The sequence below is a fragment of the Modestobacter italicus genome, from assembly GCF_000306785.1.
Lineage (GTDB): Bacteria > Actinomycetota > Actinomycetes > Mycobacteriales > Geodermatophilaceae > Modestobacter > Modestobacter italicus.
Genome location: NC_017955.1, coordinates 4,135,860 through 4,161,483, shown reverse-complemented (window position 1 = coordinate 4,161,483; position 25,624 = coordinate 4,135,860). Strand labels below are relative to the sequence as shown.

30 protein-coding genes and 1 pseudogene are annotated in these 25,624 nt (G+C 73.2%); 11 read left to right on the top strand and 20 right to left on the bottom strand.

Annotated elements, in window-relative coordinates; translation table 11 throughout:
- Nucleotides 1-129 precede the first annotated feature (129 nt).
- Nucleotides 130-780 (bottom strand): TetR/AcrR family transcriptional regulator, encoded by a 651-nt coding sequence (locus MODMU_RS19770; protein WP_014742153.1) that lies wholly within the window; start codon nt 778-780, stop codon nt 130-132.
- A gap of 178 nt (nt 781-958) precedes the next feature.
- Between MODMU_RS19770 and MODMU_RS19765 the strand changes: the two genes are divergently transcribed.
- The 3 genes from MODMU_RS19765 to MODMU_RS19755 are packed head-to-tail and all read left to right on the top strand — an operon-like array spanning nt 959 to nt 4,403.
- Nucleotides 959-1,762 (top strand): SDR family NAD(P)-dependent oxidoreductase, encoded by an 804-nt coding sequence (locus MODMU_RS19765; RefSeq protein WP_014742152.1) that lies wholly within the window; start codon nt 959-961, stop codon nt 1,760-1,762.
- Nucleotides 1,759-2,877 carry a DUF5938 domain-containing protein gene (locus MODMU_RS19760; protein WP_014742151.1) on the top strand — a complete coding sequence of 373 codons (1,119 nt, stop codon included), beginning with the start codon at nt 1,759-1,761 and terminating at the stop codon, nt 2,875-2,877. Before MODMU_RS19765 ends, MODMU_RS19760 begins: the two co-directional genes overlap by 4 nt.
- Nucleotides 2,874-4,403: an AMP-binding protein gene (locus MODMU_RS19755; protein WP_014742150.1), complete on the top strand. Its 1,530-nt coding sequence runs from the start codon at nt 2,874-2,876 to the stop codon at nt 4,401-4,403. Before MODMU_RS19760 ends, MODMU_RS19755 begins: the two co-directional genes overlap by 4 nt.
- Before the next feature lie 42 nt (nt 4,404-4,445).
- On the opposite strand, the gene MODMU_RS19750 is transcribed toward MODMU_RS19755, so the two are convergent.
- The 7 genes from MODMU_RS19750 to MODMU_RS19720 all read right to left on the bottom strand — a co-directional run bounded on the left by MODMU_RS19750 (nt 4,446) and on the right by MODMU_RS19720 (nt 9,766).
- A complete protein-coding gene (locus MODMU_RS19750; RefSeq protein WP_014742149.1) occupies nt 4,446-5,069 on the bottom strand; it encodes an antibiotic biosynthesis monooxygenase in 624 nt (207 codons plus the stop codon).
- A 182-nt stretch (nt 5,070-5,251) separates the two neighbouring features.
- Nucleotides 5,252-6,007 carry a class F sortase gene (locus tag MODMU_RS19745; protein ID WP_014742148.1) on the bottom strand — a complete coding sequence of 252 codons (756 nt, stop codon included), beginning with the start codon at nt 6,005-6,007 and terminating at the stop codon, nt 5,252-5,254.
- Nucleotides 6,008-6,081: 74 nt separating this feature from the next.
- Nucleotides 6,082-6,501 carry a hypothetical protein gene (locus MODMU_RS19740; RefSeq protein ID WP_041795479.1) on the bottom strand — a complete coding sequence of 140 codons (420 nt, stop codon included), beginning with the start codon at nt 6,499-6,501 and terminating at the stop codon, nt 6,082-6,084.
- 191 nt (nt 6,502-6,692) lie between these two features.
- On the bottom strand, nt 6,693-8,099 hold the full coding sequence (locus MODMU_RS19735) for an amidase (RefSeq protein ID WP_014742146.1): 1,407 nt from the start codon (nt 8,097-8,099) through the stop codon (nt 6,693-6,695).
- 47 nt (nt 8,100-8,146) lie between these two features.
- Nucleotides 8,147-8,572 (bottom strand): type II toxin-antitoxin system VapC family toxin, encoded by a 426-nt coding sequence (locus tag MODMU_RS19730; protein ID WP_014742145.1) that lies wholly within the window; start codon nt 8,570-8,572, stop codon nt 8,147-8,149.
- Nucleotides 8,569-8,826: a type II toxin-antitoxin system Phd/YefM family antitoxin gene (locus MODMU_RS19725; protein ID WP_041795478.1), complete on the bottom strand. Its 258-nt coding sequence runs from the start codon at nt 8,824-8,826 to the stop codon at nt 8,569-8,571. Before MODMU_RS19725 ends, MODMU_RS19730 begins: the two co-directional genes overlap by 4 nt.
- 76 nt (nt 8,827-8,902) lie before the next feature.
- The gene (locus MODMU_RS19720) at nt 8,903-9,766 is read right to left on the bottom strand and encodes a dioxygenase family protein (RefSeq protein WP_014742143.1); all 864 of its coding nucleotides are present in this window, start codon (nt 9,764-9,766) and stop codon (nt 8,903-8,905) included.
- Nucleotides 9,767-9,870: 104 nt separating this feature from the next.
- Between MODMU_RS19720 and MODMU_RS19715 the strand changes: the two genes are divergently transcribed.
- From MODMU_RS19715 to MODMU_RS19705, 3 genes are all read left to right on the top strand, one after another.
- Nucleotides 9,871-10,401 (top strand): NUDIX hydrolase family protein, encoded by a 531-nt coding sequence (locus MODMU_RS19715; protein WP_014742142.1) that lies wholly within the window; start codon nt 9,871-9,873, stop codon nt 10,399-10,401.
- A gap of 163 nt (nt 10,402-10,564) precedes the next feature.
- A complete protein-coding gene (locus MODMU_RS19710) occupies nt 10,565-12,064 on the top strand; it encodes a DUF4407 domain-containing protein (protein ID WP_014742141.1) in 1,500 nt (499 codons plus the stop codon).
- Between the two features lie 118 nt (nt 12,065-12,182).
- A complete protein-coding gene (locus MODMU_RS19705) occupies nt 12,183-12,731 on the top strand; it encodes a sigma-70 family RNA polymerase sigma factor (protein WP_051144041.1) in 549 nt (182 codons plus the stop codon).
- Nucleotides 12,732-12,758: 27 nt separating this feature from the next.
- On the opposite strand, the gene MODMU_RS19700 is transcribed toward MODMU_RS19705, so the two are convergent.
- Nucleotides 12,759-13,979: a serine hydrolase domain-containing protein gene (locus tag MODMU_RS19700; RefSeq protein WP_014742139.1), complete on the bottom strand. Its 1,221-nt coding sequence runs from the start codon at nt 13,977-13,979 to the stop codon at nt 12,759-12,761.
- Nucleotides 13,980-14,138: 159 nt separating this feature from the next.
- Here MODMU_RS19700 and MODMU_RS19695 point away from each other — a divergent pair, with 159 nt between their 5' ends.
- Complete coding sequence (locus tag MODMU_RS19695) at nt 14,139-14,426, top strand: hypothetical protein (RefSeq protein WP_041795477.1); 288 nt, start codon at nt 14,139-14,141, stop codon at nt 14,424-14,426.
- Nucleotides 14,427-14,512: 86 nt separating this feature from the next.
- Complete coding sequence (locus tag MODMU_RS19690; protein ID WP_014742137.1) at nt 14,513-14,860, top strand: nuclear transport factor 2 family protein; 348 nt, start codon at nt 14,513-14,515, stop codon at nt 14,858-14,860.
- Between the two features lie 13 nt (nt 14,861-14,873).
- Here the strand turns inward: MODMU_RS19690 and MODMU_RS19685 are convergent, their stop codons facing one another.
- Both MODMU_RS19685 and MODMU_RS19680 read right to left on the bottom strand, forming a co-directional pair.
- Nucleotides 14,874-15,104: a hypothetical protein gene (locus MODMU_RS19685; protein ID WP_014742136.1), complete on the bottom strand. Its 231-nt coding sequence runs from the start codon at nt 15,102-15,104 to the stop codon at nt 14,874-14,876.
- Nucleotides 15,105-15,319: 215 nt separating this feature from the next.
- Complete coding sequence (locus MODMU_RS19680) at nt 15,320-15,943, bottom strand: type IV toxin-antitoxin system AbiEi family antitoxin domain-containing protein (protein WP_014742135.1); 624 nt, start codon at nt 15,941-15,943, stop codon at nt 15,320-15,322.
- Nucleotides 15,944-16,119: 176 nt separating this feature from the next.
- On the opposite strand from MODMU_RS19680, the gene MODMU_RS19675 reads away from it, so the two are divergent.
- Nucleotides 16,120-17,133, top strand: coding sequence for an LLM class flavin-dependent oxidoreductase (locus MODMU_RS19675; RefSeq protein WP_014742134.1), 1,014 nt, complete (start codon nt 16,120-16,122; stop codon nt 17,131-17,133).
- Nucleotides 17,134-17,178: 45 nt separating this feature from the next.
- On the opposite strand, the gene MODMU_RS19670 is transcribed toward MODMU_RS19675, so the two are convergent.
- From MODMU_RS19670 to MODMU_RS19635, 8 genes and pseudogenes are all read right to left on the bottom strand, one after another.
- Entirely contained in the window at nt 17,179-18,264 is a 1,086-nt protein-coding gene (locus MODMU_RS19670; protein ID WP_014742133.1) for a hypothetical protein, read from the bottom strand.
- A pseudogene (locus tag MODMU_RS30380) lies at nt 18,261-18,779 on the bottom strand (UGSC family (seleno)protein). The gene MODMU_RS19670 and the pseudogene MODMU_RS30380 overlap by 4 nt, the downstream one beginning before the upstream one ends.
- Before the next feature lie 202 nt (nt 18,780-18,981).
- Nucleotides 18,982-19,434, bottom strand: coding sequence for a hypothetical protein (locus tag MODMU_RS19660; RefSeq protein WP_014742130.1), 453 nt, complete (start codon nt 19,432-19,434; stop codon nt 18,982-18,984).
- A 137-nt stretch (nt 19,435-19,571) separates the two neighbouring features.
- Nucleotides 19,572-19,940: a hypothetical protein gene (locus MODMU_RS19655; RefSeq protein WP_051144040.1), complete on the bottom strand. Its 369-nt coding sequence runs from the start codon at nt 19,938-19,940 to the stop codon at nt 19,572-19,574.
- Entirely contained in the window at nt 19,937-20,722 is a 786-nt protein-coding gene (locus tag MODMU_RS19650) for an ABC transporter ATP-binding protein (RefSeq protein WP_014742128.1), read from the bottom strand. The genes MODMU_RS19655 and MODMU_RS19650 overlap by 4 nt, the downstream gene beginning before the upstream one ends.
- A 10-nt stretch (nt 20,723-20,732) precedes the next feature.
- Nucleotides 20,733-21,599, bottom strand: a complete 867-nt coding sequence (locus MODMU_RS19645) for an ABC transporter permease (protein WP_014742127.1) — start codon at nt 21,597-21,599, stop codon at nt 20,733-20,735.
- 58 nt (nt 21,600-21,657) lie between these two features.
- On the bottom strand, nt 21,658-22,632 hold the full coding sequence (locus MODMU_RS19640) for an ABC transporter substrate-binding protein (RefSeq protein ID WP_014742126.1): 975 nt from the start codon (nt 22,630-22,632) through the stop codon (nt 21,658-21,660).
- Nucleotides 22,633-22,834: 202 nt separating this feature from the next.
- Nucleotides 22,835-23,269, bottom strand: coding sequence for a hypothetical protein (locus MODMU_RS19635; protein WP_014742125.1), 435 nt, complete (start codon nt 23,267-23,269; stop codon nt 22,835-22,837).
- A gap of 121 nt (nt 23,270-23,390) precedes the next feature.
- On the opposite strand from MODMU_RS19635, the gene MODMU_RS19630 reads away from it, so the two are divergent.
- Entirely contained in the window at nt 23,391-23,621 is a 231-nt protein-coding gene (locus MODMU_RS19630) for a ribbon-helix-helix domain-containing protein (RefSeq protein ID WP_014742124.1), read from the top strand.
- The gene (locus MODMU_RS19625) at nt 23,608-23,955 is read left to right on the top strand and encodes a type II toxin-antitoxin system PemK/MazF family toxin (protein WP_014742123.1); all 348 of its coding nucleotides are present in this window, start codon (nt 23,608-23,610) and stop codon (nt 23,953-23,955) included. The genes MODMU_RS19630 and MODMU_RS19625 overlap by 14 nt, the downstream gene beginning before the upstream one ends.
- Before the next feature lie 9 nt (nt 23,956-23,964).
- Here the strand turns inward: MODMU_RS19625 and MODMU_RS19620 are convergent, their stop codons facing one another.
- Nucleotides 23,965-25,503 (bottom strand): PucR family transcriptional regulator, encoded by a 1,539-nt coding sequence (locus tag MODMU_RS19620; RefSeq protein ID WP_014742122.1) that lies wholly within the window; start codon nt 25,501-25,503, stop codon nt 23,965-23,967.
- Between the last annotated feature and the right edge of the window lie 121 nt (nt 25,504-25,624).

Here is a 25,624-nt window from a genome sequence, read left to right as displayed (position 1 = left end):
CATCCCACCAAGCAGCCGGTCGGCACAGGGCCGGGACCACCCCCGATGCCTCCGGGCGCGCCGCGTCGTCCGCCAAAGGCGCGCTCTAGGTGGGACGACGGTCCGCCGAAAGGGCGCTTTCGGTGGGGGTCAGGCGGGGCGGAGGAGGGTGGGGAGCAGCTCGCCGACCGCCGTCCGCAGGCCGTCGGCGGCCGTCGGGTCGCCGGCGAGCTGGCGGAGCAGCGCCTGCTGGAACAGCCCGTCCAGGACGGCGTACAGCGTCGCCGGGCCGGGCAGCGGGGTGCTGCCGGTGAGCTCGGCGTAGCGGCTGACGATCCGCCAGACCATCCGCTCGAGGCTGCGGTCGATCGCGGCCACGTCGTCGCGGAAGCCGGACTCGAACATCGACTGGCCGCGCAGGTCGTACCAGAGCCGGTGCAGCGCGGCGTCCTCGACGAGGGTCTCGCCGAGCTTGCCCAGGAACCCCGCCGCCAGCTCCTCGGCCGTCGCGGCGGTGGCGACCACGGTGTCGTACCGGGTGACGCACTGCGCGTTGTACTCCCGCACGCAGTGGGTGATCAGGTCGACCTTGTCGCGGAAGTAGTAGTGCAGGACGCCGTGCGAGAACTCCGAGTTCTGCGCGATCTCGCGCAGGCTGGTGCGCGCGTAGCCCAGCTCGGACAGCGTCTTCAGCGCGGCGGCGGCCAGCTCGCTGCGACGGGCGGCCACCTTGTCGGCCGGCGGGACGGCGGCGGCGCGGCGCGGCGACCGCGCGGGCGCCCGGGTCTCGACGTCGGTCATGCGCACCTCCTCGTCCGGTCTGCCTCCGGATCGTAACCGCTGGCCGGGCCGGTGTCTGGACGGTCGTCCAACGTTCTCTTGACAGTCGTCAAGACGGGTGAGCAGCATGACCGGCATCACATCCCCGGCCCGGCCGGGCAGCGGGACGGGGTTCAGCGACGAGCACCCAGGAGAAGCGATGTCGGCATTCGACCTGCACGGCCGGAGAGCACTGGTCACCGGAGGAGCACAGGGGCTGGGGCAGGGGATGGCCGAGGCGTTGGCCGCCGCGGGCGCCGCCGTCGTCATCGGCGACGTGAACGACGAGCTGGGCCGGGAGACCGCCCAGCTGATCGGTAAGACCGGCGCCACCACCGGGTTCGTGCACCTCGACGTCACCGACGAGTCCAGCTGGGCGGCCGCGGTGACGGCGACCGTGGCCGAGCTCGGCGGCCTCGACGTCCTGGTCAACAACGCCGGGGTGGAGATCACCTCGCTCGTCGTCGACATCGACCCGCGCGACCTGCGCCGGATGCTCGAGGTCAACGTCGTCGGCACCGCGCTGGGCATGAAGCACGGGCTGCGCGCCATGCGGCCGGGCGGTGAGGCGGGAGCCGGGGGCGCGATCGTCAACGTCTCCAGCGTCGCGGCCACCATCGCCTTCCCCGGCATCGCCGGGTACTCCGGCACCAAGTCCGCCGTCGACCGGATGACCCGGATCGCCGCCGCGGAGGCCGGCCGGCTGGGCTACGGGGTGCGGGTCAACTGCATCTACCCGGGGCTGGTGCCGACGGCGATGGGCATGCAGCTCGCCGTCGACTGCGCCGAGCTGGGGCTGTTCGAGAGCCCGGAGGCCGCGGTGGGCGCGGTCGTCGGCCTGACGCCGTCCGGTCGGCTGGGCGAGGTGGCCGACATGGCCGACGCCGTCGTCTTCCTCGCCTCCGACGCCGCCCGCTTCGTCAACGGCACCGGCCTCTCGGTGGACGGGGGCATGGGCTCATGAGCACCAAGCCCGTCGTCGTCTACGGCGCCTCCGGCTACACCGGCCGGCTGATCTGCGAGTACCTGCGCGAGCTCAACGTGCCCTTCGTCGCCGCCGGCCGGGACAAGGACCGCTGCCAGGACGTGGTCGGCCGGATCCCGGGCATCGAGACCGCCGACCACGACATCGTCGAGGTGGAGCACACCGTCGAGGCGCTGACCGAGCTGTTCGCCGGCGCGAGCGTCGTCTGCAACACCGTCGGCCCGTTCATCAAGTACGGGCCGGAGGTGGTCGAGGCGTGCCTGGCCACCGGCGTCCACTACCTGGACACCACCGGCGAGCAGGACTGGGTGCTCGACGCCCAGCAGCGGTGGGGCGCGGCGTTCGCCGAGAAGGGGCTGCTGCTCTCGCCCGGGATCGCGCAGATGTACACGACCGGTGAGATCGCGGCGAACATCGCGCTGGAGACCCCGGGCCTGGACACCCTCGACGTCCTGGTGCTGTGGAAGGGGTTCCCGACCAACGCCTCCACCGAGACGATCTTCACCATCCTCAAGGCCGACTGGTTCCACCTGACGGAGAACCAGTACGTCAAGCTCGACCCCTTGTCCAAGTGGGACGTGGTCGTCCCGGGCCAGCACGAGCTCGGGTTGACCGTGCCGTGGGGCGGTACCTCGCACCCGGTGTGGTTCAAGGACGACCCGCGGGTGGCCAACGTGAAGGTCCAGGGCGGGGTGCTCAACCGGCCGGTGATGGAGGCGGTCGTCGCGACCACCGCGATGGTGGAGAGCGACATCAAGACGCTGCCGCGCGACCAGTGGGACGACAAGCTCGCCGAGATCGCGAAGGCCTGGTCGTCGGGGATGCCACCGCGGGAGAACCCGCGGCTGAACACCTCCGTCGACTCGGTGCACGCCTCCGGGCCGCTGGGCCGCAAGCACGTGGTCATCCACGGCAACTCCAACTACAAGCAGACCGGGCTGATGCAGGCGTGGGCGGCGATGTCGCTGCTGCAGCAGCCGCCGCGGCGGGCCGGCTTCGCGTCGGGCTGCCAGGCGTTCGGGCACCGGCAACTGCTCGGGGTGCTGCGCCAGTTCGGTCTCGTGCTCGACCCGGTGGTGACCGAGCACCGATGAGCCTCACCGCCTACCTCGACAAGGGCGTGTCCCTGGGGGCGGAGGCGCCCTGCCTGACCATGGCCGGGCAGTCGCTGTCCTACGGCGAGGTGCAGGCGTTCTCCTGGTCGGTCGCCCGGGCGCTGGCGCGCTCGGGCGTCCGGCCCGGCGACGCGGTCGCCGTGCTGAGCGGCAACGACCCGACCGCGTTCGCCTGCGTCTTCGGCATCGCCCGCGCCGGCGCGGTGTGGTGCCCGGTCAACCCGCGCAACGAGGCGGCGGAGAACCAGGCGCTGCTGGACCTGTTCGGCTGCACGGCGCTGCTCTACCGGGCCTCGTACGCCCCGCTGGTCGAGGCGATCCGCGGCTCGCTGCCGGCGCTGACCACGCTGGTCTGCCTCGACGGCGGCACGGCCGACCCGTCGCTGGCCGAGTGGCTCGCCGGTGCCGACGGTGTCGTCGAGGACGTCGCACCGCCGGACGACGTCGTCGCGCTGGTCGGCACCGGCGGGACGACGGGGCGCCCCAAGGGCGTGCGGCTGACCGACCGCAACCTGGAGACGATGTCGGCGATCACGCTGATGAGCTACCCGTTCGACGGCCGCCCGGTGTACCTGGCGCTGGCGCCGCTGACCCACGCCGCCGGGGTGCTGTGCTTCCCGGTGATGGCCCTCGGCGGGGAGATCGTGGTGATGCCGGCGCCCGACCTCGGCGAGTTCCTCGCGCTGGTCGAGCGCCACCGGGTGACCCACACGTTCCTGCCGCCGACGCTGGTCTACATGCTGCTGGACCGGCCCGAGCTGGACACCACGGACCTCGGCTCGCTGCAGTGCCTCTGGTACGGCGCGGCACCCATGTCGGCCGACCGACTGGCCGAGGCGGTCACCCGGATCGGGCCGGTGCTCGGGCAGCTGTTCGGGCAGTCCGAGGCGCCGATGATGATCTCGACGATGACCCCGGCCGACCACCTGCACGCCGACGGCAGCCTGGCCCGGGAGCGGTTCGGCTCGGCCGGGCGGCCGGCACCGCTGGTCACCGTGGCGGTGATGGACGACGAGGGCCGGCTGCTGCCCACCGGCGAGCGCGGCGAGGTCGTCGTCCGCAGCTCGCTGGTGATGGCCGGCTACCACCGCGACCCGGCGGCCACCGCCGAGGCGTCCCGGTTCGGCTGGCACCACACCGGCGACATCGGCTACCTGGACGCCGATGGCTGGCTGTTCCTGGTCGACCGCGCCAAGGACATGATCATCTCCGGCGGCTTCAACGTGTACTCGGCGGAGGTCGAGCAGGCGCTGATGGCCCACCCGGCCGTGCAGGACTGCGCGGTGGTCGGGCTGCCGGACCCGAAGTGGGGGGAGCGCGTCGTCGCCGTCGTCCAGGTCCGGCAGTCCGCGGACGTCGACCCGGCCGAGGTGCGTGCGTTCGTGAAGGCGCGGATCGGCGGGGTGAAGGCGCCCAAGGAGGTGCTGGTGTGGGACGACCTGCCCCGGTCGAAGGTGGGCAAGGTGGTCAAGCCGGAGATCCGCGCCCAGCTGCTGGGGGCCTGAGGCCACCGGCCGGCGTGCCGCGCGCGCCGGCCGGCCGGGCGGTCAGGCCATCTCGGGCACCCGCAGGTGCGCGACCGCCAGGTCGAACTCCGCGACCTCGGTGATCCGGGCGCCCGTCGCGGCGGCGAAGTCGTCGCGCAGCGCGGTGCCCATCTGGCGGGCGCGCATCATCGCGTCCCGGCTCTCGTAGGTGACCGCGGCCGAGGCCCGCCCGGTCATCCGGTCGACCATCAGGCTGACGCTGCAGAAGCCGGGCAGCTCCTCCATCCGCGGCAGCAGGCTCATCCGGAACGCGTCGACCATGCCGTCCACCTTCGACGGGTCGGCCTCGGTCCAGATGACCCGGGCGCAGGCGTCCGGGCCGGCCGGGTGCACCCGGTGCAGCGCGGCGATCTCCCACTCCTGGACGTCGACCTCCTCGGCGCGCAGCATCTCGGCGGCCTTGCTGCGCGAGTCGCGGACGCTCTCCGCGCTGGCCCGCATCGCCTCCTCGGTGGCCCAGGCGGCGGTGATGATGCAGCGGCCGGCCTCCCGGTCGGCGAGCATCGACATCCCGACGCAGCCGCTCATGTTCTGCAGCATCGGCCAGACGGCGTCCCGCACGTACTCGATGCCGTCGTCGACGGCACCCGGGTCGCCGCGCACGGTGGTGGTCCTGGCGAACATGCCAGTGCTCCTCCCTGGCGGTGCCCCGGCGGCATCGCCGCGCATCGAACTGTCCTCGCGCAACGCCGTCCGGCGGGTCCGTGCGGTCTGCCGCGAGACGAGCACGGCGAGTGCGGACCCTCCGCACACCCCCGCACACCCCCCGCCGCGCCAACCGCCGAAGGCGCGCCTTCGGTGGACGGTCAGCTCGTGGCGAGCAGGGTGGCGAAGACGATGACGTTGTCCTCGTAGTTGCCGGTGTCCTCGTCGAAGGTCCCGCCGCAGGTGATCAGCCGCAGCCCGGCGTAGGGGACGTCGCCGTAGACCTCGTCGGTGGGGAAGCCGTCCTTCTCGTGCTCCTCGACGCGGTCGACGGCGAAGGTGGCGGTGCTGCCGTCCTCGCGCTGGACGACCACCTGGTCGCCGGGGAGCAGCTCACGCAGGCCGTAGAAGGCGCCGGGTTCCCCGCCCCAGTCGACGTGCCCGGCGAGGACGGCGGGCCCGAGTTCACCGGGTGTGGGACTGCGGTCGTACCAGCCGACCGGGTAGGCACCCGGCGGGACCTCCATCGAGCCGTCGCGCTCGAGCCCGAGCTCCATGACCTTGGACGTGACGCCGAGGGCAGGGATGCGGACCTTGATCGGCGCGCTCGCGGGCAGCTGCAGGACGGGCGCGGTGCTCGACCCGCCGGCCGGGACGGCCACCGGCGCGACGGCAGCGACGACCGGGACGTCGAGCCGGGCAGGTGCCGGCCGGTCGGAGGGGGCGAGGACGACGGCGGTGACCCCGGCGACGGCCAGGACGGCGCTCACCCCGGTCCACGCCCTGGCGGCGACCGGCCAGCTGGGCCGGGACCGGTCGTAGCGGGTGACGCGCGGGTAGCTGGTCAGGTCGACGCCGAGCAGGTCCGCCGATGGGGGTGGTGCCAGGGGTGGGGGATAGACGCCCTCGATGCGCACCGGGCCGACCGCCCGGGTCCCGTGGGGACCCGGGCGGTCGGCCCGAGGTGCGCGGTGCTGCACGCCCGTGTCGGTCAGGCGGCGGAGCGGGTGCGGCGTGCGGCGAGCGCAGCGCCACCGGCACCGGCGAACGCCAGGCCACCGAGGACGTAGGGCAGCGCGCCGGCGTCGGTGGAGGAGCTGCCGTCACCGGCCGCGACGGCGCCCACGGGACGGGTGGAGACCTGCCCAGTGGTCGCGCTGGTGGGGGCCGTCGTGCTGACGGGCGCCGGTGCACCGGCGGCGGCGTAGTCGAAATCCTCGCAAGCGACGCCGTTGTCGTTGGCGTCGAGTCCGTTGGGGTCGCTCGGATTCGCGACCAGGTCGGCCTGGGCCGCTGACTGGGTGGGGAAGTCCTTGCAGTCGAGGTCGGCGGCGCTGGCGGTGCCGGACATGCCGAAGGAAAGGGCGGCGGCGAAGAGCACGCCCGCTGCGGCGGTGCTGCGGAGACGCATGGTCACTCCTGGAAAGAGATCGTGGTGTGTGACCTGAGTCTCGGCAAAGAGCCCACCCGATCCACCCGGAACGGCCGGGCGTGTTCCGATACAAACCCATCGCCCAACTGTCAGGAGTTGGCCTCAACCTCCGCCCAGCACGCGCCTGTGGGGGTCGACGTCCCCATCGAGAGCGCGCCTTTGGTGGCAGGTCAGGGGGTGAGGAGGTGCTCGATGCGGGCGCAGGCGGTGAGCAGGGCGGCGTCCGCGCCGGTGCGGCCGATCAGCTGGACGGCGTAGGGCAGGCCGTCGTCGGTGCGCCCGGCCGGGAGGGCGACGGCGGGCTGGCCGGAGACGTTGAACGGTCCGGTGAACAGCCCCTCGACCTCGCCCTCGGGAGTGTCGATCGGCGGCGTCGTCTCCGGCGCGACGTAGGGCGCGGCCGGCCCGAGCAGCACGTCGACGCCGTCGAGCAGCGCCTCGGCTGCGGGCAGCAGCTCGGTCCGGCGGGCCAGCGCGGCGTCCCGGGCGGCGGGGTCGGCGTCCCGGGCGGCCTCGAACAGCCGCAGCGTCTCCGGGCCGTACCAGCCGGGCTCGCCGGCGACCCGCTCGCCGTGCACCGCCCAGGCCTCGGGCAGCAGGATCGGCACCAACAGGTCGCCGAGCTCGGTCAGCACGTCGTCCCGGACGTCGACCAGCTCGGCACCTGCCTCGGCGAGCCGGTCCAGCAGCGCGCCGGTGCGCTTGGCGAGCTCCGGCTCCAGCGCCGGGTGGGCCAGCTGACCGATCAGGACGCCGATCCGCAGCCCGCGCACCGGTGCCGGGTCGTCGGCCGCTACTGCCATCGACGGCTGGTCGGCGATCACCGCGAGCACCCGGGCTGCGTCGCGGACGGTCGCCGCCAGCACGCCGACGTGGTCCAGGGTCGGCGACAACGGGGTCACGCCGTCGACCGGTACCAGCCCGGAGCTCGGCTTGACCCCGACGACGCCGCAGTAGTGCGCCGGCAGCCGGATCGACCCGCCGGTGTCGGTGCCCAGCGCCGCCGGGACGACCCCCGCGCCGACGAGCGCGGCCGACCCGCCGCTCGAGCCGCCGGCGGTGCGGTCGGGTCGCACCGGGTTGAGCGCCTCGGGGAGGTCGGGGTGCGGTGCGCCGGCGGCGTACTCGAGCAGCGACGAGGTGGCGACGACGTCCGCTGCCGCGGCGCGCAACCGGGCGACGACCGGGGCGTCGTGCGCGGCGGGGGAGCCGCCCATCGCGCTGGGGTTGCCGTCGCCGCGGACGGAGCCGGCGACGTCGATCATGTCCTTGACCGCGACCGGCGTGCCGAGCAGCGGCCCCTCGGCCGCGCGCGGCGGCGCCGGCAGCACCTGGACGACCGCGCGCAGCGGGCGGCCGAGCCGCTCCAGGCCCTCGTAGGCGGCGAGCAGGGTGAGGTTCGCCAGCTGTGGCGTCCGTTCGCCGTCCGCGATCGACTGCTGCAGCGCCGTGATCGCGTCGGCCAGCCGGGGGAGCGCCGGTGCCAGGTCCGGCCAGCGCGGATCGGCGAGGACGTCGTCCGTGCTCAGCCCGGTGACGGCGGCGACGGCCTGGACGAGCGGGTCGGACGGCGACATGGCCGCGACCCTAACCAGCGCCGGAGGTGCGTCCTCGGCGGATGCGGTCAGGAGGTGGTGATCGTCGCCAGCCCCTCGGCCGACCAGGCGGTGACGAGGGCGTGGTCACCCGACAGCGCGACGGTCAACGGGTCGGCGAGACGTGCGGCGGCGGCGCAGTGGACGGCATCGAACCCGCGGAGCGCGTGCCGCCGAGCCAGCTCGGCTGCCGAGCTCACCAGGTCGTCGTCGACATCGAGGAGGTCGAACTGGGGCCACAGCTGATCGAGCCCTCGGATGCTCGCGTCGTGCTCCTCGGGTCCCAGGCGGCCCAACCGAGCCGCGCGGGCCAGCGCCGCGGCGGCCTCGACGTACGTCAGCCTGGTCGTCACCAGGGTGGCCGCGGAGTCCCAGGTCCGCCGGCAGATGGGCCCGCCCGGTTCGTCGTCCACCAGGAGAGGGATGACCGCGGACGTGTCGAAGTAAGCGATCATCCTCGCTCGTCGGCGACCAGCTCGGTGACCGGGCCCGTGGCGCGCACGGGCTGCGGTCGGGAGCGGACCGGCTGCGCCGCAGGCCGGACGACGCCTTCCGCGATCAGCTCGTCGAGGACGGTGGACGCGTCGACCGGCACGATCCGGGCGATGGGTCGCCCGTGATCAGTGACAGTGACGGTCGTGCCTGCCCGGACGGCGGCGAGGTGCCGGCTCAGCCCGTCACGCAGCTGCTTGATCCCGATGGCAGGCATGACCACGTCCTCGATTGTCGCCACTTCTGGGCATCGAGAGTAGCCACCTGTGGCGACGGCTGTACAGGGCCGCGGGTCAGGCGGCCTGGAACGAGCGCTTCGACAGCCCCATCGAGTAGCCGTTGATCGCGGTGGCGACCGGCGCCTCGGGGTCGCTGGCCGCACCAAGGGTGACGAACAGCGGCGTGAAGTGCTCGACCGTCGGGTGCGCGTAGGGCATGCCGGGGGCTGCCGACCGGAAGCGGGCGAGCTCGTCGACGTCCCCGCGAGAGAGCGCGTCGGCGGCCCAGGCGTCGAAGTCCCGCGACCACTCGGGGACGACGTTGCCGGTGAACATCTCCCGGGTCAGGAACGGCAGCCCGTGGGTCATGAACCCGCTGCCGATGACCAGCACGCCGTGCTCGCGCAGGGTGCGCAGCCGCCGGCCGAGGTCGAGCAGCATCGAGGCGTCGTGGGTCGGCATGGACAGCTGCAGCACCGGGACGTCGGCGTCGGGGTACATCACCTTCAGCGGCACCCACGCGCCGTGGTCCAGGCCGCGGCTGCGGTGCTCGTGCAGCTCCTCGCCGTCCGGCAGCACCGACATGACCAGCCGCGCGAGGTCCGTGGCCGGCGGGGTGTCGTAGCGCATCCGGTAGTACACCGGCGCGAAGCCGCCGAAGTCGTAGACCAGCTCGGTGCCGGCCTGGGTGCTGCTGATCGACAGCGGCGCGGACTCCCAGTGCGCGCTGACGATCAGGATCGCCCGCGGCTTGGGCAGCGACCGCGCCCAGGTGTGCAGCTCGGTCATCCAGGCGGCGTCCTCGAAGGTCGGCGGGGCGCCGTGGCTGAGGTACAGGCTCGGCAGCGCGCCGTCCTCCGGCGTCCAGACCTGCTGGGGCGCGACGGCCTCGAGCTGGGCGTGGCGCTGCAGGTGCGTGCTGAACGGGTGCGCGGCCATGGCAGGACCCTACGCCTTGTGCATGAAGATTCAAGTACCAGAGGTGAGGAGTTCCACCCCGTTCTCGTCGTGAGACTCCGGCTGCCGTCGGCTAGACAGTGGGCATGACCGACGTGAACGTGTCCGATGCCGGCTGGCTCTCCCGTGAGGAGATGGACGCCGCCCGCGAGCGGCTGCCGATCCTCTACGTCGACGCCGTCCCGGTGCGGGTGGACGACCACGGCGTCGTCACCTCCGTCGGCCTGCTGCTGCGGATCGGGCAGGACGGCCAGGTCAAGCGGGCGCTGGTGTCCGGCCGGGTGCTCTACCACGAGCGGGTCCGCTCGGCGCTGCTCCGGCACCTGGAGAAGGACCTCGGCCCGCTCGCGCTGCCCCGGGTCCCGTCGGCGCCGCAGCCGTTCACCATCGCCGAGTACTTCCCGACCCCGGGCGTGACGCCGTTCCACGACCCGCGCCAGCACGCGGTGTCGCTGGCCTACGTCGTCCCGGTCGAGGGCGACTGCGCTCCCCAGCAGGACGCGCTCGAGCTCACCTGGTTCTCCCCGGACGACGTCCGGGACCCGGCGGTGCTCGCCGAGCTCGCCAACGGTCAGAGCACCCTCCTGCTGCAGGCCCTCGCCCACCTCGGCGTCTGACGACCACCGAAGGCGCGCTCTCGGCGGGACGTACTCCCACCGAGAGCGCGCCTTTGGCGCGAAGGGGGCGTGACGTCGGCGACGGGCGGCGCCAGGGGGTACCGATCCGGGGCTGGACGACCGATACCGGATCTGAACAGACCTGGGAGAGGACGTCGTCTGCATGAGGGCCCGCAACAGATCCGTCGGTGACCGCCTGGCCGTGCTCGCCGGAGCACGGCTGGACGTGCTCTCGGTCGCCCCGGGCTCACGCGCCAAGTACGTGGCGCTCGGTGGTGTGCTGCTCAGCACGGGTGGGCTGGCGGCGGTGTCCGCGGCCTTCGCCGTGCACATGGCCCTCGGTGCGCCGTGGCTGCTGGCCAGCGTGATCGGCCTCGGTTGGGGCCTGGTGATCGTCAACCTGGACCGGATGCTGCTGGTCGGTATGGGCCACGACGCCTCGGTGTTCCGCAACGTCGCGATGGCGGTGCCGCGGATCGCGCTGGGCGTGCTGCTCGGCACGGTCATCTCGATGCCGCTGACGCTGCAGGTGTTCAACAAGGAGATCGACGCGACGATCGTGACGCTGCAGGCCGAGGCGGCCGACCGGTTCACCGCCGAGCTGGACGCCGACGCCCGGTACGCGCAGATCCCCGACCTGCAGCAGAAGATCGCCGAGGAGCAGGCCGTGCTGGCCGGCGGCGGGCAGACCGACTCGAATGCCGACCCGCGGGTCACCGCGGCGCAGGCCGACCGGGACGCCAAGCAGCAGGCCTACGACGCCGCGCTGGCCAGCTACGGCCAGCTGCAGGCGAAGGCGCAGTGCGAGCTCGACGGCACCTGCGGCTCCGGCGACCCCGGCGAGGGCGACGCCTACGTCTCCGCCGCCGCGGCCGCCGCGCAGCAGGCCACCGTCCGGGACGCCGCCAAGGACGAGCTGGACGCCGCCGACGCCGCGCTCCTCGCCGCCCGGACGACGGCCGGCGCGGACGCCGCCAGCAACGGCGCCCGCAGCGTCGCGATGGCGCAGGCCGACCTCGCCACCGACCAGGCCGAGCTGGCCCGGCTGACCGCGCTGCGCACCGCCGAGCAGGACGCGTTCGCCGCGCAGAACTCCCAGGCCGACGGCCTGCTCGCCCGGCTGGAGGCGATGGACCGGCTCGCCGAGGACCGGCCGGCGGCCGGCACCGCGCACGTGATGCTGTTCCTGCTCTTCCTGTCGGTGGAGCTGCTGCCGGTGCTGATGAAGACGCTGCTCAACTTCGGTGAGCCCAACGCCTACGAGGTGCTGGAGAAGCTGCGCGACGAGGAGGACGTCGAGGCGGAGAAGATCCGCCGCGAGGGACGCCAGCGCGCGGTCCAGGCCCGCGCCGACCTGGTGGTCGCCGCCGAGACCGACCGGATGGCCCGGGAGATCCTGGACCGGGAGATCGCCGCCCGCGAGGAGGCCGAGCGCCGGGAGGCCCGCCGGCAGGCCCGTCGGGGCCGGTTCACCCGGGTCCTGCGCAACGTCGTCGGCGCCGACCGGCCGGTCCCCTCGGCCACCGAGGTCGCCGAGCCCACGCTGGACACCGGTGAGCTCGAGGCGCTCATGACCGCCCCGTCCGCCGTCCGGCCGTGGCCGCTGCCGGCCCCGCGCCCGGCTGCCGAGCTCTTCACCCCGGTGGAGACCCGCGACCGCTGACCCACCCCGGACCGCACCGGCCCCGACCCTGGCATCCCGCCCGGGTCGGGGCCGGTCGGCGTTCACCCCTCCGGGGGAGAGCAGTTTGCGCGATCTGGTTGTGCGGCATCCACCTGAGGTGACAACCGCCGCCGGTCCAGCCCAGGGCCGCATCCCGGAGGACTCGATCGCCGAGCTCCTCGACCGCTGGACGCGGCCCGCCCTCTCCCTCGCCCGGCGCATCGTCGTCGACGACCGGCTGGCCGAGGAGGTCGTCCAGGAGGCGTTCGTCGCCTACTGGCGCCACCCCGGCGCGTACCAGGCCGGCCGGGGGTCGTTCGGCACCTGGTTCCTGGCCCTGGTGCACCACAAGGCGGTGGACGCCGTCCGGCACGAGGCGTCGCACCGCCGGAGGTCCGCCGCGCTGGCCGTGCGGGACGGGCACGCGATCGGGACGGACGTCGCCGAGGTGGTGGCCGACCGGCTGGCCGACGCCCGGGTGCGCACGGCGCTGGACGCGCTGCCGGCCCCCCAGCGCGAAGCGCTCGTGCTGGCCTACTGGGGCGGGTCCACGCAGACCGAGATCGCGGCCCGGACCGGCACGCCGCTCGGCACGGTCAAGACCCGGATGCTGCTGGGCATGCGCCGGCTGCACGACGCGCTCACCGTGACCGGCGTACCGGCCTGACGGACGGCGACGGGCCGCCTGAGCCGGTCAAGCTCCCGGGATTAACCCCGCCGCCTCCACCGTCTCGTACAACGTCTGCATGAGCGGCCCGATCTGGTCGTTCGAGCCCTCGACGGAGCTGTTCAGGGCGAAGGCGATGATCAGCCCCGACTCCGGGAAGAAGGCGTGCACGGCGCGGAAGCCGAGCGTCTGACCCTCGTAGAACCAGAACGTGCCGAGCTGCGGGGTCGAGAGCTGGGCGATGCCCAGGCCGAACCCCTGCGGGTCGGTCGCCGACGTGCTGGCGATGGGCTGGCCGGTCGTCGTCGAGACGAGGCTCTCCAGCTCGGCCTGCTGCTGCGGAGGCAGCAGCCGGCCGCTGTAGAGCGCGCGTTCCCACCGGGTCATGTCGCTGGTGGTGCTGATGATGGCGCCGGCGGAGCGCGCCCAGGACAGCGTGTCCCGGCTGACGTCCTGGCCCAGCAGCCCCGGCAGCGGGAAGTCGGGGTTGAAGAGGTAGCCGGCGGGTTCGCGGTCGGTCACCCACGCCGGGTAGACGTCGGGGCGGTAGTGCAGGTCCCGCAGGCCCAGCGGCTCGATGATGCGGCGGTACAGCTGCTCGGCGTAGCTGCGCCCGGCCGCCCGCTCGATGATCATCTCGGCGAGGACGTAGTTCGTGTTCGAGTAGCTGTAGCCCGACGTCGCCGGGGCGTCGACCACGTAGCCGACCAGCTGCTCCGGGGAGAAGGAGCGGTGCGGGTCGGCGGCGTAGTCGGCGTACCAGGCCGGCTGGTCGTCGTAGGTCGGGATGCCGCTGGTCATGCTGAGCAGCCGCCGGATGGTCACGTCCCGCCACTGCGGGTACTGCGGCAGCCACTGCCCAAGGGTGTCGTCGATGGACAGCCGGTGCTGCGCCTCCAGCTGCAGCACCAGCACGGCGGTGAACGCCTTGGTGTTGCTGCCGATCTGCCACACCGCGTCCGCTCGCACGGGCACGGAGCCGCCGAAGGTCGTCGTCCCGGTGGTCACGTCGATCGTCGACCGGCGGCCGGGCAGGCTGACGCTGACGCCGGCGGCGGAGACGTGCTCCGCCGCGCCGCGCTCCTGCAGGTAGGCGTCGAGGTCGGCGCGCAGCTGCGCGGCGACGCCGGTGGACGGCGCGGGGTGCGCGGCGGCGGTCCCGGCCAGCGGGGCCACGAGGCCCGTGAGGGCGAGCAGCGCGGCGAGCAGGGCGCGGGTGGTCAGGGAACGTGCTCGGTGTTCGGCCAAGGCGGGCTCCAGCCAGCGACATCAGAGGTTGTCGAGCGGGTGGCCCACCGTTCCGCGGGCGCAGCGACCTGTGGCGCCCGGGGATCGCGGTGCGGAGGCGCAGGCGGCGCGTCCCTACGCCCTGGTGATGTCGTCGTCGTGCGGTGCCACGCTGACGGCATGAGCAGTCCCGTGGAGGTGACCGCGCTGGCGATCAACGTGACGGTGCCGGCGGAGCTGCGCTGGACCGACGTCCGGCGCGGCGAGGAGTTCCTGCTGAGCACGCTCAACGTGCGGCTGCTGCCGGACGGGCACCTGGCGGCGAAGGCCTACGGGCGGCCGACCGCGGGCGGGCGGGGCACGTATGTCTCGTTCCCGGTGCCGGACCGTCCGGAGCTGGCGGCTCTGGTGTCCGCGGCGGCTGGTCGGGCTGGGGAGCTGTGGGCTGCGCACCGCGGCCTCGGCTGACGGCGGCCGAACTCGTAGCTCGACGAGCCAGAGCGGACTAGCTTCCGCGGCGACGGCACTCCGCCGTCCGTGGCCGGGAGGCAGCCGTGACCCGCACCCCGCAGGAGATCTTCGCCCACCACGCGAGCGCCCTGATGGCCGGTGACGTCGACGGGATTGTCGCCGACTACGCCGAGGACGCCGTGCTCATCACCCCGGCCGGGGCCGTCCGCGGCCGGGACGGCGTCCGGAAGGCGTTCGAGGAGATCCTCGCCGACCTGCCCGACGCGAGCTGGGACGTGCCGACGCAGGTCTTCGAGGACGACGTCCTCTTCATCGAGTGGTCGGCCGTCGCCAAGGACAGCCGGGTGACCGACGGCGTGGACACCTTCGTCTTCACCGGCGACGCCATCCGGGTGCAGACGGTCCGGTTCACGCTGCAGCGGACGGGCTGACTCCCGCGACCGGTCAGGCGGTGACGCGGCGGCCGTGCAGGTGGCCGTCGAGGCCGAAGTAGATCTTGCCGGTGGCGGCGCCGTCGCAGACCTCGCAGGTCGCCTCGGGGCGCTCGCCGGACTCGTCGAGCCGCTTGCGCAACCGGCGGGCCGTCGTCTCGCCGTCCACCAGGTCCTGCAACCAGGTCTGCAGCTCGCCCTCGTCCGTCGGGGCGACCTCGGGCGACCTCTTCTGGAACCTCACGGTGTTGTTGTCGGCAGGTGGGGCGGGTGGATCGCCGGGAACCGGGGCCGATCGATCCGCGGCGCCCCACCTGTCCCGTGCGTCACTCGCGTTCAGACGTTCGGGGCTGCTCGTGACCAGGTCAGCCGGCGTCCGCGGGACTGGCGCGCAACCACATCTGGCGGACCTCGGTCAGCGCCTGTGCGGCGGGGACCCGGATCAACCCCTGGTGGGCTCTAGCGGTTCTCGGCGCGTAGCCGGTCGAGGGGCCGGACCATGCGCTGCTCCCGGGCGAGGTCGAGGAGTCGGTCCTCGTCGCAGCGGGGGAGCAGCACCCTGATCGCCGCCCGGCACTCCTCCGGCATCCCCCCGAGCTCGGGACGCTTGGTCAGGTCCAGCACCGTCTGTTCCGCCGTCGTGACCAGTGCCGGGCCGAGATCGGTCGGGAGGAGCGCCGCGTCGAGCTTGTCGACGTCGCGAGCGACGAAGACGATCGTGGCCGCCTCCCTGTCGGCGGCCCGGATGGGAGCGTGCTGGCGGGGAGCCGCGACGAAGGCCTGGCCGATGGCTCGCGGTAGTGCCCCCAGCAGGCGCGCCGCGGTCAGGTGCATGAGCACCGGGACGCGCTCGCCGAAGACGGCGGTGGCGACACCTGCGGCCAGAGCCTCCAGGGTCGGCACCCAGGTGGGGTCCTGGTCGTCAGGAACCGTGTAGTAGAGGCCGGGTCCTGCCTTCCGCACCAGGTTCTGACGGGTGAGGCGGTGCACCTGGACGTTGGGCTGCGTGTAGACGTCGGCCAGGTCCTGCGGACGGAAGGTCCGCAACGGCGCACGCGTGATCGCGGCAGGCAATCCGGTCATGACGACTCCCTCCTACCCGCTCGCGTCCATGTTGCTATCTGGAAAGTTATCTGCCAGATAACTATTCGGCTAGTAACAGCTCCTTCTTGAGCGGGGGCGCGCAATCCACTGGGCAACCCGTCCCCGCCTCCGTGCCATGCCGACGCCGGCACTCAGGGGTCGGGGATGATCAGGACATGCCGCTGCCTGGGGTGCCGCTGGAGAAGCTGGGTTTCCTGACGATCGGGTTGTTCGACGGGGACGACCCGGGCGCGGGTCACGAGTCGACGCTGCAGGTGATCGAGCTGGGCGAGCGGCTCGGCTTCGACAGCGCCTGGTTGCGGCACCGGCACCTGCAGTACGGGATCAGCTCGCCGGTCGCCGTCCTGGCCGCGGCGACGCAGCGGACGTCGCGGATCTCGCTCGGGACGGCGGTGACCCCGCTGGCGTGGGAGAACCCGCTGCGGCTGGCCGAGGACCTGGCCACGGTCGACGTCCTGTCCGGCGGCCGGCTGAACCCGGGCGTCAGCGTCGGGCAGCCGATGCACTGGGACGACGTCAAGGCCGCGCTGTACCCGGACACCGCCGACGTCGAGGACTTCAGCTACGAGCGGGTGGCCCGGCTGCGGCGGCTGATCGCGGGGGAACCGGCGTCGTCCTTCCGCGGCAAGGAGGGCGTGGTCGAGGAGTGGTCGGACCGGGTGCAGCCGCACGCGCCCGGCCTGGCCGACCGGCTCTGGTACGGCGGGGCGTCGCTGAAGTCGGCCCAGTGGGCGGGGGAGCAGGGGATGAACTTCCTGACCTCCAGCGTGCTGAAGGCCGACACGGACGAGGACTTCGCGACCCAGCAGGCGACCCAGGTGCAGGCGTTCAAGGCAGCGAACCCGGCCGGCCGGGTGTCGCAGGGGCTGGTCGTCATCCCGACCGACTCGGCGTCGGACGCCCAGCGGGAGAAGTACCAGGCCTACGTCGACGCCCGCACGCCGCGGACGACGTCGCCGCAGGGCCCGGCGCGGATGATGTTCGCCGTCGACCTGATCGGGACGTCGGAGCAGATCGCCGAGCGGCTGTACGCCCACGCCGGCTTCCGCGAGGTCAGCGAGGTGGTGTTCGCGCTGCCGTTCAGCTTCGAGCACGAGGACTACGTGCAGATCCTCACCGACACGGCCCAGCACCTCGGCCCCGCGCTGGGCTGGTCGCCGACCGCCTGAGCACCCGGAGGGGGGACCCGAGCATGAGCCCCTCCGCCCGGCCGGTCACGACCGCACGACGGCGGTCCCGATCGTCTTCGTCGGGAAGCCCAGCGTCTGCACGACCGTGGAGACCCCGGCGTTCGCGGCGCCGGCCACCACCACGACCACGTCCTCCGGGGTGCGCAGCACGGTCACCAGCTCGTCGTCCGGCACGTGGGTGAGGTCTGAGGCCGCCGCCTCGTCGAACGCCGCGGGTCCAGGCGACTGGAAGACCGCCGTGGACTCACCCCGGCCGGCGGCGCGCAGCGCGCCCGCCGTCCGCCCGCTGTGCTCGGCCAGGTACTCCCGGACGTCCTGCTTGGAGAATCCCTGCCTGGCCAGCAGCTGCGCGTGCTCCGGCCCGATGACCACCCCGACCCGGCGGAACCGGCGGGTCATCGGCCCGATCCGGCCGCAGGTGTCGGCGATGTCGTTGAGCACCGACCGGGCGTCACCGACGTTGCGGTTGTCGACGTGCTCGGTGCTACGGGTGTGCAGCGCCGACACGGTGCTGACGCCGGCCTCGTGCCCGAGGGTGACCGACAGCGACTCCCAGGGGCTCTCCTCCTCGTTCTCCGCGATGCACATCGAGAACTTGCCGGGGAAGCCCTGGGTGGCCTGGTCGAGCTCGTGCGGCCGGATGCCATAGGCGTTCATGATGATCAGCCGCAGCGCCCGGCCGACCGTGGCGTTGGCCCGGAAGCCCGGCCCGAACACGTTGCCCTTGGCGTTGAAGCCGAGCTCGGTGCGGACCGGGCCGTTGACGATGAGCAGCGGACCGCCACCGGTGGTGCTCTGCCACCCGCCCAGGCCCGGCCAGCCCTCGTCGACCGTCGCCTCGAGCGCGGCCAGGACGACCGGGAAGTGCTCGGGCTTGCAGCCGGCCATCGCCGCGTTGATCGCGGCGGCCTGCACGGTGCACCCGCGCTTGACCTGCTTCATCGTCCAGATGACGTCGGTCGGCGAGCGGTCGGTGTGCTCCAGGAACCGGTTGACCAGGCTCGGGATCGGCGGGACGACGGGCAGGCCGTCGGTCCAGCCGTTCTCGTGGCACTGCTCGATCGCGGCGACGAGGTCCTCGGGGGTGAGGGCGGTCTGTTGTTCGGTCACGGGGCCTCTCCGCGCAGGATGTTCATCACCTGCGGTGCCGCCAGCTTCGCGACCGCGGCGATGCCGTCGGCGTCCAGGCTGCTCACCGGGTGGGGGACGACGGCGTACCGGTAGTCGGGTGCGCCCTGGATGATCGCCATGGCGTCGGCGCTCATCGTCAGTGCGTCGGTGCAGATCGCTGCGGAAGGGATTCCGCGCTTCTCCATCAGGATGACGTCGGCCACACTGGCCGCGCTGCAGCTGCCCTAATCACCGACCGCTTCGAGGACCAGGTCGCAGTCCCGGGCGATCTCGTCGAGCAGCGCGTCGTCCGCCGGCCAGGTGGCGGGCACCGTCTTCCAGGTCACCGAGGACGGCGCCAGCTCCGGCCCGACGATCGCGAAGACCGCCTCCAGCAGCTCGCGGGCGTTGTGCTTGCCGTTGTCCATCAGCACCAGGCGCTTGCCGCGGAGGTCGGCGGGCCGGTCGGCGAGCAGCACCGCCGCACCCTCGGCCTGCACGGTCGGGTCCAGCATCTCGAAGCCCACGGGCATGTCTGCTCCTCGGTCGCAGTGGTCCACGTCACGCTATGCGTCGGCGTGCGACAGCACACGCCCTCGTCCCGTGGGGCGGAAGAACCCACTCGGAGACGGCGGGGAGCGTCAGCGCGGTGGTCGAGCCTGCGGACGCGAGGAGCGCCACCGGGATGGCTGCGAGGTCCCTCCACCGGCCGCCTGATCACCGGCGCGGCTGTGGCCAGAACCGCCGGGGCATCAGCTGCCGCACCGACCGGCCGTCGGAGACGTGGAAGCTGCACCCCTGGTCGAGCCCCCGCGTCACGGCCTCCTCGAGCAGCTCGCACCACTCCTCGTCCATCTCTGAGGGGTCCTCGGCCAGCGGCCCGGGTCGCTCCAGGGTCAGGGTCAGGTGCAGAGCGTCCCGGTCGCAGCGCTCGGCTATGGCGATGGCGTCGTGCAGGGTCAGGAGCCCGCTGCCGAGCGCGGACGTGTCGTGCTCGGCCAGTTCGTCGATCGGGATGAGGGTGGGCACCATGGTTCCGTCGGGGCGCAGCCAGGCCAGCCACAGCGTGGCCTCCTGCGGCCGGCCGGGCGTCAGCAGCTCGGCCCACCGCTGGGTGAGCTCACCGTCGTCGGTCACCGGCGAGGTCGGGGCGGGGGGTGCGGTCGTCATGCCCCGACCGTGGCAGAGGACGCGTGTCGCTCGCTGCCGTTGTCCACAGGTCCGGCACCTCGGCTGCGGGACGCTCGTGCTCTGCTGCCTCCAGGGCAGCAGAGCACGAGCACGCGGCCTGACACCCACGGGGCGGGTCAGGGACGGCGGAGGGCGGCGGCGCCGGCGAGCACCAGCTGCCCGCTGACCAGCGCCAGCCCGAGCCACATCAGCGACGACGGCCCGGCGCCGTGCAGGTGCTCGCCCGAGCCCAGCAGCTGGACGTGCAGCACCAGCATCGCTGCGTCCACCCCGGCGGTCACCCGCCACACCGAGCCCGTCGGCGACCGCCACAGGTGCCAGGCGCAGGGCAGGCAGGCCGCCGCCATGGCGACCATCGTCACCGAGCCGAGCGACCCGCCGTCCAGCAGGAGCAGGTGGACGAGCGCCGAGCACAGCGCCAGCACGGCGGCTGCCCGGCCGAGGGCGAGCGCCCCCGACCGGACAGCGATGGCGGACGCCGTCACACCGGCTCGGGGACGGCGTGCACCAGCTCGGCGATCTCCCGCTTCACCGCGTTGAACGCCGGTGAGGTGACGTCCCGGTCGGCGAGCTCCACCGGCACGATGCGGCTGATGTGGCCGGGTACGCCGTGCGAGGCGCCGCCGGTCATCACCACCACCCGGTCGGCCAGGAAGACAGCCTCCTCGATCGAGTGCGTCACGAACACGACCGTCGTCCGGGTGTCGACGTGGATGCGCTTGAGCTCGGCTTGCAGGTCCGACCGGGTGAGCGCGTCGAGGGCGCCGAACGGCTCGTCCATCAGCAGCAGCGACGGGTCGTTGGCCAGCACCCGGGCGATCGCCACCCGCTGCTGCATCCCGCCGGACAGCTGCGAGGGGTACTTGCCGGCGAACCGGGTCAGCCCGACCGCGGCGATGAACCGGTCGGTGACCGCGGCGACCTCGGCTTTCGGCAGCTTCTTGCGGGCCGGGCCGTAGGCGACGTTCTCCCGCACCGACAGCCACGGGAACAGGCCGTAGTCCTGGAAGACGACGCCGCGGTCGGGGCCGGGCCCGGTGACCGGCGTCCCACCGACCTCGACGACGCCGGCCGAGGGCCGCTCGAAGCCGGCCAGGATGCGCAGCAGCGTGCTCTTCCCACAGCCGCTCGCGCCGACCACGGCGACGAACTCACCGGAGGCGATGGTCAGGTCGACGTCGGCCATCGCGGTGACGGCGCCGGCGTAGGTCTTGGTCAGCCCGGCGATCCGGACGTCGGCCGTGCGGCCAGCAGTGAGCTGCTCCATGGTCGGGCTCCTACTTGATCAGCGGGCGGTCGCGGAACAGGACGCGGAAGACCAGCATCAGCAGCCGGTCGGAGAGGAACCCGGCGACGGCGATGCAGATCATCCCGACGACGATCTGGTCGGTCTGGACGACGTCGCGGGCCAGGAAGATGGTCGAGCCCAGCCCGGTCGGCACGCCGGTGGTCTCGCTCAGCACGAGGATCACCCAGGAGAGCCCCAGGCCGACCCGCATGCCGTTGACGATGGCCGGGGCCGCGGCCGGCAGCACCACCAGCAGCAGCGTGCCGACGCCGGAGGTGCCGAGCATCCGGGCGGCCTCCAGCAGCCGCTCGGGCACCTGCCGGGCGCCGCTGATCGTGCCGAGCACGATCGGGAAGAACGCCGACAGCGTGATCAGGAAGATCGAGGCCTGGTCGCCGTAGCCGATGAGCAGCGCGACCAGCGGCACCCAGGCGGTCGCCGGGATCGGCCGGAACAGGTTGATCATCGGGTCGAACAGGGCGTGCGCGGTGGTGAAGCGGCCCATGAGCACCCCGAGCGGGACGGCGACCAGCGTGGCCAGTGCGAAGCCGGAGAGCACCCGCAGCGCGCTGGCCGGGAGGTCCTCCCAGAGCAGGTTGCTGAAGGCGTCGTCCCGGGTGCCGAACGCGTAGTTCGCCAGCCCGCGGGCGACGTCGGCGGGGTAGGGGAGGAAGCCCATCCGGATGCCGAAGGGCAGCTCCCAGGCGTTCTCCCGGCCGACGTGCCACAGCAGCAGGAACAGCAGCGGCACGGGCAGGCCCAGCAGGACGGTGCGCAGCTGGCCGCGCCCTCTGCGAGGCGGAGGTGCGGTGGCGGTGGGGGTCGCGGCCTCGACCGGGACGGTGGCGGTGGTCATGGGGCGTTCCTCCCGGGAGGGGGCGCCGGCGCGGTCCGCGCCGGCGCCCCGGTGGAGATCAGGACTCGGGGGCGAAGGACGCGTCGACGAGCTCGTCGGCGGTCGGGGCGGTCTCGATCAGCCCGAGGTCGACCATCGCGCCGGCGAGCGCCTCGACCTGGCCCTGGTACTCCTCGCTCAGGTCGGCGCGCAGCCAGAAGTTCTCCAGCGCCGACTCCAGGACGGCCTGGTCACCACCGAACTCCTGGACCATCTCCGGGAGCCACTCGTCGATGTTGTCGGTCATGTACTCGGTGGTGGCGGCGTGCGTGTCGACGACCTTCTGCACCAGCTCCGGGTCGTCGGTCACCATCGAGCCGGTGGTGACCAGGCCGATGTTCACCTTGCCGATCGGGGTGTCGTACGGGTCGGTGATGGCGTGGCCGCCGGCGGCGGTGGCCAGCGAGACGGCGATCTCGGTGCCGAAGAACGCGTCGACCGAGCCGCTGTTGAACGCCGAGGCCATCTCCGGCGGCGGGACGGCGACCAGCTCGAGGCTGCTCGGGTCGACGTCGTTCTCGGCGAGGATCAGCCGCATCGCCACCTCGGGCGCGCTGCCCTGGATGTAGCCGACCTTCTTGCCGGCCAGGTCGGCGACGCTCTGGATGTCGTCGCCGCCGATGAAGCCGGACCCGCCGTCGGCGGCGGAGGCGACGATCGTCAGGTCGCGGTCCTGCGAGATGCCGGAGATGGTCGCGGTGATGCCGGTGATCGCGAAGTCGACCGTGCCGGAGGAGACCGCGTCGGTCAGCGCCGGGGTGCTGTCCAGGGTGACGACCTCGAACTCGACTCCGTCCACGGCGTGGTCCTCGTAGAGGAACGGCGCGTAGAAGTGCGGCTGGCCGCGCAGCGTGCCGACGGTGACCGTCTGCGTCTCGCCGCTGCCCCCGGATGCCTCCGCGGAGTCGGAGTCGGAGCCGCAGGCGGCGAGGGAGAGGACGACGGTGGCGACGGCGCTGCCGGCGATCGCGCGGCGGACGGCGGAGGGGCTCAACGGGTCTCCTCTGAGGGCGGCGCCAGCGCGGGGTGCGCTGGTGGCCTGCACTCAACGGCCCGTCTGAGCGCTGCCCGTGTCCGCGCTGTAACGACCCCGTGAAGTGACCTCCGCGTGACCTGACGTCAGCACGGCGACCGGGCTCGTGCCCTCCGTCCTCGCCACGCTCGTGCTCTGCTGCCCCCACGGCAGCAGAGCACGATCACCCGGCCGGCCACCGCCGACGGGGCAGCAGCAGGTGGGCGATGCGTCCGTCACCGACATGCAGGCTGCAGTCGATGCCGTCCCGTCCGCGGACGATCGACTCAATCGCTGCGCACCAGGCGTCGTCGTCGGCGGTGGCGGGCCCGGGCCGCTCCAGGCACATGGCCAGGTGCAGGTCGGCCGGGTGGAGGCCCTCGGACTCGGCCACGACGGAGTGCAGCTCGTGGACATTGCCGATCGCCACCCGGTCGGGTTCGACCGGGAGCTCCTCGACTGGGATCAACAGCGGGACCATCGTGCCGTCGGTGCGGAGCCAGGCGAGGAAGAGCCGGCGCTGGGACGGCGAACCGTCGAGGTGCAGCAGGGTGCGCCAGCGCTCGGTGAGCTCGGCATCGCTGGTGACGGGGATGCTGGGGTGCGGGAGGGTCGTCATGGCGGGGGACTCTGCTGCACATCGGCCGTCCGCTGCTGGCTCTGTCCACAGGAGCGGCTGGGTACTCGCCTCGACTGGCGCTCCGTTGCTACTGCATTGCTACCCCAGGTAGCATCCCGGTATGAAGCTGAGCGTCAGCTTGCCCGACGACGATGTGGCCCTCCTCGACGAGTACGCCCGCACCGCCGGTCTGCGGGGGCGGTCCGCGGTGATCCAGCACGCGCTGCGACTGCTCCGCCAGGTCGAGCTCGAGCAGGACTACGCCGCGGCGTGGGAGGAATGGGAAGCCTCCGGCGAGCAGTCGACATGGGACACCACCGCGGGAGACGGCCTGATCGATGCGCCGCGGTGAGGTCCGGCTCGTCGACCTGGAGCCCGTCCGGGGCAGCGAGGCGAGCAAGCGGCGGCCGGCCGTGCTGGTGAGCAACGACCGCGCCAACGCCACGGCCGCGAGGCTGGGGCGCGGCGTGGTGACGGTCGTGCCGGTGACCAGCAACGTGTCACGGGTGTTCGCCTTTCAGACACTGCTCCCGGCAGACCGGACAGGGCTGACCGCCGACTCCAAGGCCCAGGCGGAGCAGGTTCGGGCGGTGGCCGTCGAGCGGGTCGGTGCTGTGCTGGGCCAGGTGCCCGTGGACCTGATGAGCGAGTTGGACGAGGCGCTGCGGGTCCATCTACAGCTCTAGGCGCTGGGCTCAGCGCGGCGCCGCGCCAGCGTCGGTTCCGGCACGCCCGCCGTTGAGCCGCAGCCGCCAGCACAGCAGGGCCAGGTCGAGCGCGGTGCGGATCTCGCGCTGCTCCAGGTCGACCCCGCCCAGCAACTGCGAGATGCGCTCGACCCGCCCGTACAGCGTCTGCCGCCGCACGCCCAGCATGTCCGCGGCCCGGCTCTTGCTCATCCCGGCGACGAACAGGGTGTCCAGGGTCATCACCAGGCCGGCGCCGGTGCGGGCGTCGTGCTGCAGCAGCGGGCCCAGCTGCGCCAGGGTGAACCGCTCCAGCGCCGCGTCGTCGACCATGGTGAGCAGCAGCTGGTAGAGCGCGACGTCCTCCGACAGCACCAGGTCCGACGCCGTCGCCATCCGCACCGCGAGGTCGGAGGTGTCCACCGCCGACTGCAGCGACCCGGCGAGCGCGGGGACGTCGTCGACCAGCGGACCGGCGCACACCAGCACCCCGCCCATCGCACCCAGCCGGGCGTTGAGGTCGGCGGTGAGCGCTGCCAGCAGCCGGCGCGCGCCCGCGCGGGGCACCGCGGCGCCGAGCAGCACGTGCCCGTCCCGCTCGGCCACCATCGTCGCGGGCAGGTGGCGGGCCGAGCGCTCCTGCACCGTCTGCAGCCAGCCGGGCAGCGCCGACCGGTGCGATCGCGGCCGCACCACGCAGCCGATCACCGCGTGCCCGGGCCGGACGACGAACCCGACGCCCAGCGCCCGCGACGCCAGGTCACCGGACGACGAGTACCGGCCCGTGATCAGGTCGGTGAGCAGCTGGGCGGCGGACAGCCGCCGGCTGCTGGTGCCCGACGGAGACCGCTGCACCTCCAGCGCGACGAGCGGTCCGGCCGCCTCCATCGTGGCCCGGGTGCGCGGGCCGGCCGGCCCGAGAAGGGCGAGCCGGCCCCAGACCCGCCCGCCGACCAGGACGTCCACGCCGTCTCCGGCTCCGGCGTCCGCCGACCCGGCGACCAGCTCGCCGTCGGCGGTGACCAGGCTGGCCGGCTGGCCGCTCAGCTGCGCGCAGGCGCCGACCAGCCCGATGACGCCGGGGCTCTCGGCCATCGCCTGCAGCAGCCGGTTGCGCTGCTCGGCGACCTCCCGCAATGCGGTGACCTCCTGCTCGAGGATCGCGGCGTGAGCGGCCTCGGTCACCTCGATGAAGGGCACCACGCCGTGCAGCAGCACCACCGGCAGCCCCACCCGCGCGGCCTCGTCGAGCAGCGCGGGCGGTGCGGTCGGGAAGCTGCGCCCCAGCTCCAGCAGCAGCGCGGTCAACCCCACCCGGGCGAGGGCGGCGGCGTAGGCCCGGTGCGCCTCCGGCGGCAGCGCGACCAGCCCGAGCCCGGTGGTGAGCAGCGCCTCGCCACCCTTGAGCAGCGGCGCGATGTCCTGGATCTCGCTGGTGTGCACCCAGCGGACGACGCGGTCGTCGATCCCGTCCCGGTGCCCGGCCAGCTCCGGGCGGGCGCCCTGCACCGCCGGCAGCGCCAGCAGGTCGCGGAGGGTGAACGGCACGCGCGCACCGTACAGACCGTCCACAGTTAACCGGCCGTTGATGACGCGGCGTCTCTTGGGAGCGGCCCGGCGCGGGCCTAGCGTCCTCGCCAGCCGACCGCCCGGGTCGCCACAGTGAGGG